This is a genomic window from Altericista sp. CCNU0014 (assembly GCF_044923475.1).
In the GTDB taxonomy this organism is placed as follows: Bacteria; Cyanobacteriota; Cyanobacteriia; order Thermosynechococcales; family Thermosynechococcaceae; genus JAAURS01.
Map to the genome: position 1 here is coordinate 4,594,573 of NZ_CP137338.1, position 11,664 is coordinate 4,606,236.

General features: G+C 52.2%; 11 protein-coding genes and 1 tRNA gene. 5 read left to right on the plus strand and 7 right to left on the minus strand.

Annotation, left to right across the window (positions count from 1 at the left end):
• Positions 1–73: 73 nt before the first annotated feature.
• The 4 genes from R6H26_RS21890 to R6H26_RS21905 form a co-directional block, all read right to left on the minus strand.
• A complete protein-coding gene (locus R6H26_RS21890; RefSeq protein ID WP_404785537.1) occupies positions 74–1,123 on the minus strand; it encodes a glycosyltransferase family 4 protein in 1,050 nt (349 codons plus the stop codon).
• Positions 1,124–1,416: 293 nt separating this feature from the next.
• Positions 1,417–1,489, minus strand: a tRNA-Thr gene (locus R6H26_RS21895).
• Positions 1,490–1,588: 99 nt separating this feature from the next.
• On the minus strand, positions 1,589–2,668 hold the full coding sequence (locus tag R6H26_RS21900) for a PIN/TRAM domain-containing protein (protein WP_404785539.1): 1,080 nt from the start codon (positions 2,666–2,668) through the stop codon (positions 1,589–1,591).
• Positions 2,669–2,832: 164 nt separating this feature from the next.
• Positions 2,833–3,495, minus strand: a complete 663-nt coding sequence (locus R6H26_RS21905; RefSeq protein ID WP_404785541.1) for a phosphoribosylanthranilate isomerase — start codon at positions 3,493–3,495, stop codon at positions 2,833–2,835.
• Between the two features lie 182 nt (positions 3,496–3,677).
• Here R6H26_RS21905 and psaK point away from each other — a divergent pair, with 182 nt between their 5' ends.
• Positions 3,678–3,944: a photosystem I reaction center subunit PsaK gene (gene psaK, locus R6H26_RS21910; protein ID WP_404785542.1), complete on the plus strand. Its 267-nt coding sequence runs from the start codon at positions 3,678–3,680 to the stop codon at positions 3,942–3,944.
• A 90-nt stretch (positions 3,945–4,034) separates the two neighbouring features.
• Here the strand turns inward: psaK and R6H26_RS21915 are convergent, their stop codons facing one another.
• The 3 genes from R6H26_RS21915 to R6H26_RS21925 form a co-directional block, all read right to left on the minus strand.
• Positions 4,035–4,988 (minus strand): serine hydrolase, encoded by a 954-nt coding sequence (locus R6H26_RS21915; protein WP_404785544.1) that lies wholly within the window; start codon positions 4,986–4,988, stop codon positions 4,035–4,037.
• A 16-nt stretch (positions 4,989–5,004) separates the two neighbouring features.
• Positions 5,005–7,311: a 1,4-alpha-glucan branching enzyme gene (gene glgB, locus R6H26_RS21920; RefSeq protein WP_404785545.1), complete on the minus strand. Its 2,307-nt coding sequence runs from the start codon at positions 7,309–7,311 to the stop codon at positions 5,005–5,007.
• 241 nt (positions 7,312–7,552) lie between these two features.
• Entirely contained in the window at positions 7,553–8,296 is a 744-nt protein-coding gene (locus R6H26_RS21925; RefSeq protein WP_404785547.1) for a type 1 glutamine amidotransferase, read from the minus strand.
• 263 nt (positions 8,297–8,559) lie between these two features.
• Between R6H26_RS21925 and R6H26_RS21930 the strand changes: the two genes are divergently transcribed.
• The 4 genes from R6H26_RS21930 to R6H26_RS21945 all read left to right on the plus strand — a co-directional run bounded on the left by R6H26_RS21930 (position 8,560) and on the right by R6H26_RS21945 (position 11,660).
• On the plus strand, positions 8,560–9,483 hold the full coding sequence (locus tag R6H26_RS21930; protein WP_404785548.1) for a circadian clock protein KaiA: 924 nt from the start codon (positions 8,560–8,562) through the stop codon (positions 9,481–9,483).
• Between the two features lie 67 nt (positions 9,484–9,550).
• Positions 9,551–9,877, plus strand: a complete 327-nt coding sequence (kaiB, locus tag R6H26_RS21935; protein ID WP_404785550.1) for a circadian clock protein KaiB — start codon at positions 9,551–9,553, stop codon at positions 9,875–9,877.
• A 69-nt stretch (positions 9,878–9,946) separates the two neighbouring features.
• Positions 9,947–11,524, plus strand: a complete 1,578-nt coding sequence (gene kaiC / locus R6H26_RS21940; protein WP_404785551.1) for a circadian clock protein KaiC — start codon at positions 9,947–9,949, stop codon at positions 11,522–11,524.
• Between the two features lie 13 nt (positions 11,525–11,537).
• A complete protein-coding gene (locus tag R6H26_RS21945; RefSeq protein WP_404785553.1) occupies positions 11,538–11,660 on the plus strand; it encodes a hypothetical protein in 123 nt (40 codons plus the stop codon).
• Positions 11,661–11,664: the final 4 nt, after the last annotated feature.

Sequence of the window (11,664 nt, forward strand, 5' to 3'; positions counted from 1 at the left end):
GGTCGATTTAGATTGCCTCAGGCGTCGGCTTGCAACGAGAACGTCAAAGAATGGGATAAAAAAGCGTACTGCCTCATTCTACGGAGGATTTATCCTGAATGCGACGCCATACCTGCCAACTTGAATACCCTAGCAATAATGTCGCCCCGATCGCGTAGGCTTTAGAGCCGGGCAATCCGGCAAAGGTGGTCGCAAGGCTACCCACCCAAAAGGCGATCGAGTATAGAAATAAAACGATACTGCGTTGAGATAGCCCGGCCTGGAGGAGACGATGGTGGATATGGCGCTTGTCCGCAGCAAAGGGCGATTTACCCTGACTGAGGCGCGCCAGCACCACCGCTGAGGTATCGACAATGGGCAGTGCCAAGATCAGGAAAGGGAGCACCACTGCCACCGTCGTAACGCTTTTGACCAACCCCACAACGCCGAGCGCTGCCAAAGTAAAGCCCATAAAATACGCGCCACCATCTCCCATAAAGATCTGAGCGGGATTGAAGTTATAGCGCAAGAACCCCAAAGCCCCACCCGCCAGCGTTGCCGCCAGCACCGCTGCGATCGGCTGGTTCATAAACAGGGTCACCATCAGCATAATGACGGCAGCAATCCCGGCAATGCCAGCGGCAAGACCATCCAGCCCGTCCATAAAATTCATGGCGTTAGCCATACCCACCAGCCAGATGACCGTAATAGGCAGGCTCAACCAGCCGAGTTCGACCAGCCCGTGAAAAGGAACGGTCGAAAAATCAATACTCACACCAGCGTACCAAGCTAAAACAGCCACGCCGATTTGCAATGCCAATCGCAAGAAAGGAGAGAGCGTAAAGAGATCGTCCAGCAGCCCGATGAGAAAGAAGCAAAGTCCCCCGCCCGTAACGCCGAGCAGCTCGTAGGCCGACGCTAAAGGCAGCTCGCTAAACCCCCCCGAAATCCAAATAATGATCCAAGTGACGATGTTGCCGATAAAAATAGAGATGCCCCCCAGTCGGACCATCGGTCTTTTGTGAACTTTACGCGGATCTGGCAGATCGACGTAACCGCTCCTAAGACCAATTTTTTTGACAATCGGGGTACTCCAAAGGACAACAAAGGCAGAGATTAAAAACGCAACCAGATGATAGGGCATCTGAAAGTTGAAACCACTGAAAAACAGCTCATGCAGAGTTTACACTACGCCCTTCAAGCTGTCACATTTAAAGGGCAAAAGGCGTAAAAACCCCGTAAAACGGCAAAAAACCGCGCGTACTCGCAGACTCAATCGCAACGGACCGTTCATCCGATAGAGATTGAAATCCGTACGTTCATCGTAAACGAACATGGTTGCGAACGGTTTCTACAAACCGTCAAAGGTTTCAGTCATGCCTACCTCGCCAATCGATCGGGTCGAACAATCTAACGCGCGGCATTCCTGAAAGTCAAAGCTCCTGATGTGACTCGAACACACGACTTCTTCATTACGAGTGAAGCGCTCTACCAACTGAGCTACAGGAGCATTTTTCGAACATTTGCAGGCATTGCGCCCGTTACAACTATATCAGTTGGGCGCTGAAATTCAAGCCATTCGATCGACAAGAACTGCAGCAATTGGGCTTTAGGCGGGTGCTGACATCCTCGGACGGGCAAAGATCATCCGGCCTGCGGAAGTTTGCAGAGCGCTGGTCACCACAACGGGTACTTCATCGCCGATGTAGCCGCTGCCCTCTTCAACCACAACCATTGTACCGTCAGATAAATACCCTACGCCTTGATCGGGTTCCTTGCCTTCCTTCAAAATTTTAAGGTCGATACTATCGCCTGGCAAATAGACGGGCCTTAGAGATTGAGCCAGATCGTTTACGTTTAGCACCTGCACTTTTTGGAGGCTCGCAACCTTATTGAGGTTGTAGTCGTTGGTCACCAGACTACCGTTAATGTCTTGGGCCAGACGTACTAGTTTTGCATCGACCGTGGCCACATCTTCATAATCGGCGGGATTGATCGCAATGCGCTGGGGGTGGTTTTCTTGAAGGCGATTGAGGATATCTAACCCTCGACGACCTCTCGTGCGTTTCTGATCGTTGGAAGAATCGGCAATCCTCTGAAGCTCCTGGAGGACGAACTGCGGCACTAAAATCTGACCTTCTAAGAATCCTGTATTGACCAGTTCTTGCACTCGACCGTCGATGATGCAGCTCGTATCTAAAATCTTTGCCGGAGTGGGTTTCAAGGTGCCTTCTGCAAGCAGGATTGTTTCTAGGGAGTTGGGGTTAATCAGCCGAAGCAGGGTGCGGCCATGGGTATCTGCCAAGGTCAGGCCGGAGTAAGAAAAAATCAAACTCCCAAACAGCGCCGTAATGGGTTTTAAGAAGGACAGTTCTGAAGGGATGGGCAATAAAAAGATCGGAGCCAGCATTAAGTTGGCGACAATCAGACCTAATACCAATCCCACGGCGCGGCCGATCAGCACGTCGGTAGGGAGTTTCTTAACGCCTCGCTCGAGGCGGCGGTACGCTGTTTGCACCACTAATCCCATTCCCACACCAATGAGACAGCCAAAACCAAGCGTGACCCAACGCAGTCCCTCTATATTGGCTACTTGAGAAAGGATGTCGAATGGGAGCAGCTCGACGCTTTGATACCCTATCGTCGCGCCGACTAAGATAAGAGTCAAAATAATGATGGCGTCAATCATTGCCGTTTGCGCTCTGAAGGTAGGAGATGCCCCGAAGCAAAGATTGAAACCCTTTGCAGGCTAGCGGGATGGAATAACCGGGAGGAAACATAGAACCTATTATACTTTCTCGGTTTCTGAGACTTATTAAATTACTGGCAAATGGAATTTTAAGGGCGGCAAACCTAAATTTTGTCAGACAGCACTTTAAACAATTGTTTCACTAATGCTAAATCCTTGTCTCCAGGCGATACTTCGACCCCGCTGGAGAGGTCGATACCAGACGGGTTGACTCGAGCGAGGGCGGCGATCGCATTTCCCACGTTCAGCCCCCCCGCTAAGAACCAGGGACGCTCCGGCGCAAACTGTTCGACCAATCCCCAGTCCCACGTCTCCCCCGTTCCCCCCAAGGCATGGGGGTTAAAGGCGTCTAATAAAAAAGTGTCTGCGGCACTGGCGTAGGTCTCGACGAGGGCCAAGGTGTCTGCTGTCTGCACTCGGAATGCTTTAACGAGCTCGATTTGAGGCAATTCGAGGCGCAGCGCCCGACAAAACGCTGGCGATTCTTGGCCGTGGAGCTGTACGCCAGTCAGCGCGCCGCGATCGACCGTGGCAACAATTTGCTCGAGGGATGCATTGGCAAAGACTCCAATTTTGGCAAGGGTTCCGCCATTGAGAGACTGTCCCGGCAACCTTTTGACAATCTCTGCGATCGCTGGGGGTGCAATATACCGAGGCGATTGCGGGACGCAGATAAATCCAAGGGCGTCGGCTCCGAGGGCGGCGATCGCCTCAGCTTGGTCGGATCGGGTTAGCCCGCAAATCTTAACGCGCAGTTTCCCCGACATAAAAGTTAGTCGTTTACCCGCCAATCTCGTGCCCTAATGTTAACTCTTTAAAACAAACCGCGAAGGGTGACCCAAGGGATTTTTATAATCCTGACAGTTCTTGCGGGATCGCGTTTGACCGTGTGTTGGACGAACTGCAATCCCACAGCTCTCATTTTTAAGACGTTGAGGAAACCGATTTTATGAACAGTACTTTATTGGCGGTCGTTGCTGCATCTCCTTCTAACTGGTCCGTTCAAGTTGGCATCATTATGATTTTGACCAACCTGTTCGCCTTTTTTATTGGGCGGTATGCCATCCAACACAAAGGCGTGGGACCCAGTCTTCCAGCGAATTTGCCGGACGTGCTCAAGGGGTTTGGGGTCCCCGAGCTATTGGCAACCGCCAGCTTCGGCCATATTTTAGGAGCCGGAATGATCTTGGGCCTTCGCACGACAGGCGCGTTCTAAAAGATTCGATTCCGAATCTATCCCGTCCGTTCTCTCAGTCCATTCTCTCAAAAGAGCAGCCGAAAAGATTTCGCGTCTGCTCTTTTGGGTTTAGATCCGATCGGTGTCGTACAGTTCGGGTACGGCTTCTGCAATTTTTGCCGACAGAAACGGAATGAGGGCTTCCGTCTCGCTGGCCTGCTTGCCCTCTGTAAACACCACCAGCAAATAGGGGTGCCGATGGGGCAGTTCGACGTAGGCCGCATCGTGGCGGGTGGCGCTCGTCCAACCCGCCTTCGACCAAACTTTGCCCTCTAGAGGAACGCCTCCCCCAATAAAGCCCGCGACTTGGTTTTCAGGGTCTTCCGCTAAGATCTTGGGGTCTAGGTCGCGCCGCATCAGATCGAGCACGGACTGCGATCGCCTTGGGGAGACCGCCACTCCACCGACGATGCCATGGAGCAGACGCGCCGTCGCGTCCGTCGTCAGTCGATTGCGGTTTTCTCGCTGAGCCCCTACAAACGCGCATTCTCGACCGTAAGGCCCATCCCCCCACGTTTTTTGATTGACGTTGATGCTCTCTAGCTCGACCCATCCCAACCCTTCAAAATAACGGTTGACGATATTGCGCTGCGCTTTCCACGTTTCAAAGGGGCCGGGCGGCAGTTCTGGCCCGCTGGTCGTCCCGGTGAGGACGTCCACCAAGTAACCCGTCGCATCGTTGCTAGAATCTACGATCGCGTCGCGCAGGGCGCGATCTAACTCCGTCGAGGGAGGAATCATCCCTTTCTCTAGCCATTCGTGGCAGGCCACCGCATAGAAAAGCTTGACCACGCTGGCTGGGTAAATCGGCTCTATCCCGCGATAGCTATAGCCCCGCACGGGGTAGCTCCAAAACTCCTCTGGCGACAGCGCGCCCCCCGTATTGACGGGAAACGGTGGGTCGTAGACCAACCAAGTAAAGGCGAGCTGATTGCGGGCGAGCCAGGGAAACGCCACCCAGGTCTGCTCCAGAATGCTCTGGGCCTGGGTGGAGAGGGTTTCGTCAAGTCGGTAAAACGCCATGTATTGTACCCTTGACCTAACGTGCCTCAGATTCGCCGGACGCCTGAAGCGTCTGCTTGTTGCGATCGAGCTTAAAGATGAGGGTGGACAGCGGTGGCAAACACAAGTCGAGGGAGTAGGGACGATTGTGGAACGACCATTCTTCCGTCCACTTACCGCCTAAGTTCCCCATGTTGCTGCCCCCGTACTGACGGGCATCGCTGTTGAGCAGCTCGACGTAAAACCCAGCCTCTGGAACCCCGACGCGGTAATGGCTGTGGGGTTGGGGTGTAAAGTTGCACACCGTCAAAATAAATTCGTCGGAGTGCTTCGTGCGCCGCACGAAGGAGATCACGCTGTGGCGATTGTCGCTGCAATCCACCCACTCAAATCCGTCGTAGGCAAAATCCTGAGTGTGGAGCGCCGTTTCTTGACGGTACAGGTGGTTGAGTTCTGCCACGTACTGCTTGAGCTGCTGGTGGGGTTCGTACTGGAGCAGGTGCCATTCTAGGTCTCCCCAAACGTTCCATTCGCCGCGCTGGCCGAACTCCATCCCCATGAAAAGGGTTTTTTTGCCGGGGTGGGCGTACATAAAACCGTACAGACAGCGGAGGTTCGCAAACTTTTGCCAGTCGTCTCCCGGCATTTTGTTGAGCATGTTGCTCTTGCCGTGCACCACTTCATCGTGGGATAGCGCCAGCATGAAGTTTTCCGTAAAGGCATACATGATGCTGAAGGTGACGTTGTTTTGATGGAACTGTCGGAACCAGGGATCCATGCTGAAGTAGTCCAGCATGTCGTGCATCCAGCCCATGTTCCACTTCAGGTTGAAACCCAAGCCCCCAACGTAGGTGGGCCAGGAAACCATCGGCCAAGACGTCGATTCTTCGGCGATCGACAGCGCGCCCGGAAAGTAGTTAAACAGCGCGTTGTTGAGGTGACGCAAGAAATCAGCTGCCTCGATATTTTCGCAGCCGCCGTAGTCATTGGCGACCCATTCGCCATCCTTTCGGTTGTAGTTCAAGTACAGCATGGAAGCCACCGCATCGACGCGGATGCCGTCAATGTGGTACTTATCGAACCAAAAGAGCGCGTTGGCGGTCAGGAAGTTTTTGACCTCAGGACGACCGTAGTTGAAAATCAGCGTGCCCCACTCTTTATGTTCGCCCTTGCGGGGATCGGCGTGTTCGTAAAGGTGGGTTCCGTCAAAGAAGGCCAGTCCGTGGCCGTCTTTGGGAAAATGCCCCGGAACCCAATCTACGATGACCCCAATGCCATTTTGGTGGCACCGATCCACAAAGTACATAAAGTCTTGAGGCGTGCCGTACCGCGAGGTGCAGGCATAATACCCAGTTACCTGGTAGCCCCAGGAACCGTCAAATGGGTGCTCCGAAACGGGCAGGAGTTCGATGTGGGTAAAGCCCAGGTCCTTAACGTAAGGAATCAGGCGATCGGCCAATTCTCGGTAGGTTAGAAATCGAGCATGGGGTTTGAGCTCGGCAACGCTCACGGAAATTCCCGGTTCGCCATTTTCGAGCAGGGGCGGCTCTGCGGAAGCACCGTGCATCCAAGATCCGAGGTGGAGCTCGTAGATCGAGACCGGTCGAGCGAGGGGATCGCTGTGACGGCGGGCATCCAGCCAGTCCAAATCGTTCCACTCATAAGCATTCAGGTCGGCAACGATCGAGGCGGTTTTGGGACGAACTTCTTGATAGAAGCCGTAGGGATCCGTTTTCTCGTAAATGTGTCCCGCGTCGTTTTTAATCTCGTACTTATAGCTCTCTCCGACCGCTAATTCTGGGATGAACAAATCCCAAATTCCGGTCGGACCTTTACGCATTTGATGCTTGCGACCGTCCCAGTAGTTGAAGTCACCAATGATGGAGACGTTACGGGCATTGGGCGCCCATACCGCAAAGTAAACGCCATTCACCCCTTCTACAGTGGCTGGGTGTGCCCCCAGCTTTTCGTAAATGCGCTGATGGTTGCCCTCGGCAAAGAGGTAGCGGTCGTATTCCGTCAGGAGGGGAGACTTAAAGGCGTAGGGGTCGTACATGACCCGTTCGTGACCTGCTTCGGTAACGCGGAACTGATAGGTGGGCAGCGCGGTACTTTCTAGGGCGCACTCGAAGAAATGGGGGTGATGGGCGGACTGCATCGGATGCTCGGAGCGCTGCTCCGGACAGACAACCGTGACGGCTTCTGCCGTTGGCATGTAGGCTCGAATTACCCATTTTGAAGTCCCATTCATTTCAATGGGATGAGGCCCTAAAACTTCAAAGGGGTCGTGATGCTGATTGGCAATAATGCGCTGGACCTGATCGGGCGAAATCGAAGCGGTCATGTAAAGTACCTATATTAAAAAATCCCAATCTAGTCAACAGTGACAGCCTGAGACTCAAACATTGAGTGTAGTGTTTGAGGCAATCCTAAGCTCTAAGAAATACTAGAGCAGCGCGAGGCTAAATTTTACGGAGCAAACTCTAACCTGTCTGAGCCTCAAGCGGAGGCAAATCTATAAAGCGTTGGAAATCATACATCTCATGCATTGAACCATCTAAGGCCGATCTTTAAAATTTCAGTCATTAATAGCTTAATAGGATTCGATCTACAAACTTTGCAATTAGTCGATTTGCATCTGGAGTCTCCTGAAGTGAGGCCAAAATTTGCTGGAGGCGATTGTCATCGTCGAAATAGCGACTTTGATACCGCTGAATGCGGGCGGCTAAGTCTTGGGGATTTAGCTCTGGGTGAAATTGAAATGCATAGAAGGGTTTACCGATCGCTTTAAGGGCATGATACGGACACCGCTCCGTTGAGGCAAGACATACCGTTCGATCGGGTAGGGTCAAGGCTCGTTCTTTGTGTCCAGAAATGGCAAGAAAACCATTGGAGACGTCGTGCAACAGAAGATCGTCCCGAGCGGCTGGCAAGAGCTGCATTGGGTAGACTCCCATTTCCATCCGGTCGGGATCGGCAATGACTTTGCCGCCCAGGGCTTCCACGGCTAACTGAAATCCGAAGCACGACGCAAATACCGGAATGCTCTCCCGTACACAATACGCTAGTAGAACCTTTGCATCTTCGACAAAGGGGTAGCGCAGGGGATCCAAGACGGAAGCGTCACTGGAGCCACCTACGAATACGGCATCGCACTCTGACGCTTTTTCTGCATAGAAGTTAGGGGTATCGAAAACATTTAGCGTGAGGAATTGGTGCTCCTCTAAGCCGCTGTAGGCAATAAATTCCTGGAGCTCCTCCGCTCGCGTTGCGCCATCTTCTCGAATTTGGAGGTAGAGGATCCGAAGTTGAGAACGCTTGAGGCCCATGGAGTTTAATAAAAACGAAGAATAAAGGTTTGAGAGCGAACAAAAGACGGGAGATCCTCATACCCCCAAGAGAGATCGGCCAGGACTTATCCAGTATCGGCGTTACGAGATTTGCGCCGAGGGCACGACCGACGACCGCCAAGGCCTACGCTAGTGTAGGCTTTGGTGCGCTCTTCGATCGGTAAAGCTTGGCTAATCGACCAAGTTAAGCTTAAATAACTTCATTATTAAAAATAATTTTAATTTGCTTTTAACTTGGCGCTATGACCTTTTCCTCTAGTTCGGTCGCGCGCCCTCAGGTCTTAGTTTGTGCCCTCACAAGGTCTGAGACGCTTTTTAGTCCCATCGATCGAGCTTTAGAGCGCTACTGTACGGTAGTGCTCAGTTCGGATGCGGAAGCGTTTTTCAAGACGGTCGTTCGGGACCGTTTCTCGATCGACTGCTTGATTTTAGAACAGCAGCCGGACCTCGAACGGATTATCGGTCGCCTTCATCGAGAAGCGATTGTCTTGCCTCTCGTGATTTTGACAGATTCGAAGACCGACCGCGCGAGGGGATTGGCGGAACCGTCGCCGATCGACTCGATCGGCGATACGAGCCGCTACCACACGGCAGAGGTGGAGCTAGCCCAATCCAAAATCCAAGAGCTGCCCCAATCTGTCGATACTGCGATCGCCAATTTTTTGAAGCTCTCTCCCCAGTCTCGGCTCCCTCACCAATCGGAGATGGAGTTCGGCGTGGAGGATCGGTCTGCCCTCTCGAGCTTTGGCGAAACCTTAGCCGCCCAGCAACAGCGCCTCTCAGACAAACTCCGAGAGCGCTTGGGATACCTTGGCGTCTTTTACAAGCGAGACTCGCAACTATTCTTTAGAAATTTCTCGTCTGAGGAGCGGGAAAGTTTTTTACTTGAATTAAAATCAGACTACAGAGACATCATCCTTAGCTATTTTCGCAAGGGCAGCGATATCAACCAACAAATCGATGCCTTTGTGTATAAGGTCTTCTTCGCGGATATGTCTGTATCTCAGGTGCTTGAGATCCATATGGAGCTAATGGATCGATTGGCTAAAAAGCTTAAGTTAGAGGGGCGCAGCGAAGATATTTTGCTAGACTACCGCCTGACGCTCATCGATGCGATCGCCCATCTTTGCGAAATGTATCGACGCTCGATTCCCAAAGAGCCTTAGGATTGGGTTGTCAAAACGAACCGTTACATTGTCTCCTTCTACCGTCCTTTTCTGCAAGAGAAATATTATGAGTGTGCGTCGAAAAACCTACGTCTTAAAGCTGTATGTTGCTGGCAACACTCCTAACTCCGTACGGGCTTTAAAGACTTTAAATACGATTCTAGAAAAAGATTTTCAGGGTGTCTACGCTCTAAAGGTCATCGATGTCCTTAAAAATCCGCAGTTGGCCGAGGAAGACAAAATTTTGGCAACCCCCACCCTCTCTCGGGTTTTGCCTCCCCCCGTGCGTAAGATCATCGGAGACCTTTCCGACCGAGAAAAAGTTTTAATCGGCCTCGACCTTCTCTACGAAGAGTTGACCGATAGCAATAACGAGTGGGACTCATCCCCTTGACAGGCCCCCTTGACAGGAAATAGACAGTTTTTTTGCCCTTTAAATTCGAACTTTCGATCGCCAATTACAATGACTAACATTAGCAAACTTAATAAGCCTGAAGAACCCTCCTCTCTCCGCGTAGAAGTTCAGAAAATTCGGACAGATATTGAAGGATTTGACGATATCAGCCATGGCGGGCTGCCTCGGGGACGCACTACCCTCGTCAGCGGTACTTCGGGCACTGGGAAGACGCTATTTGCGATTCAGTTTTTGTACAACGGCATCGTTCAGTTTGACGAACATGCCGTCTTTGTGACCTTTGAAGAATCCCCCACCGATATCATCCAAAATGCTTTGAGCTTTGGCTGGAACCTTCAGTCTTTGATCGACGAAGGCAAGCTGTTTATATTAGATGCCTCGCCGGATCCGGAGGGACAGGATATCGCTGGAGATTTCGATCTGTCGGCGCTGATCGAGCGAATCCAGTACGCGATTCGGAAATACAAGGCGAAGCGCGTTGCAGTGGATTCCGTAACTGCTATTTTTCAGCAGTATGATGCGGCTGGGGTGGTGCGCCGCGAAATTTTTCGACTGACGGCGCGGCTCAAGCTGATTGGCGTGACGACGGTGATGACCACCGAGCGCATTGATGAGTACGGGCCTGTCGCACGGTTTGGGGTGGAGGAATTTGTCTCGGACAACGTGGTGATCGTGCGGAACGTGCTGGATGGAGAGCGCCGCCGCCGCACCCTCGAAATTCTGAAGCTGCGCGGCACCAGCCACATGAAGGGAGAATATCCCTTCACCATTACCGGGGAAGGGATCAACATCTTCCCGCTGGGCGCGATGCGGTTGACGCAGCGTTCGTCTAACGTGCGCGTTTCCTCTGGCGTTAGAACCTTGGATGAAATGTGCGGCGGCGGGTTCTTTAAGGACTCCATTATTTTGGTGACCGGAGCAACGGGAACGGGCAAAACGCTCTTGGTCAGCAAGTTTATTGAAGATGCTTGCTCTACGGGCGATCGCGCGATTTTGTTTGCCTACGAAGAATCCCGAGCGCAGCTCTCGCGCAATGCTTCATCTTGGGGCATCGATTTTGAAGAGATGGAGAGCAAAGGTCTGTTAAAAATTCTGTGCGCCTACCCGGAATCGGCGGGATTAGAGGATCACCTCCAAATGATCAAGTCCGAGATTGCCGAATTCAAGCCCTCTCGAATTTCGATCGACTCCCTCTCGGCATTGGCGCGGGGGGTGAGCAACAACGCATTTCGGCAGTTTGTGATTGGGGTGACGGGGTTTGCCAAGCAGGAAGAAATTACCGGATTTTTCACCAATACCACCGATCATTTTTTGGGTTCCCACTCGATTACGGAGTCCCACATTTCTACCATTACCGATACTATTCTGATGCTTCAGTACGTCGAGATTCGGGGCGAGATGTCCCGCGCTATCAATGTCTTCAAGATGCGAGGATCTTGGCATGACAAGGGCATTCGGGAATATACTATTAGTGCAAACGGACCCGATATTAGAGATTCTTTCCGCAATTTCGAAGGCATCATCAGCGGAACTCCAACGCGCGTTTCCATCGATGAAAAATTGGAGTTATCGCGCATTGTTCAGGATGTGAAGGGGTTGACCGATGACGATCTGAAGTTGCTATAGCAGAGGTGCGGTCATGGATGACAACGACCCAAAACGAGACCCCAACGAAATTAACGCAGATCCTGCTACAGTGCTAGCCATTATGCTGGCTGTGCTGCTGGTACCGCTCCTTTTGGTCGGAATATTTTCTCATTAGGGGC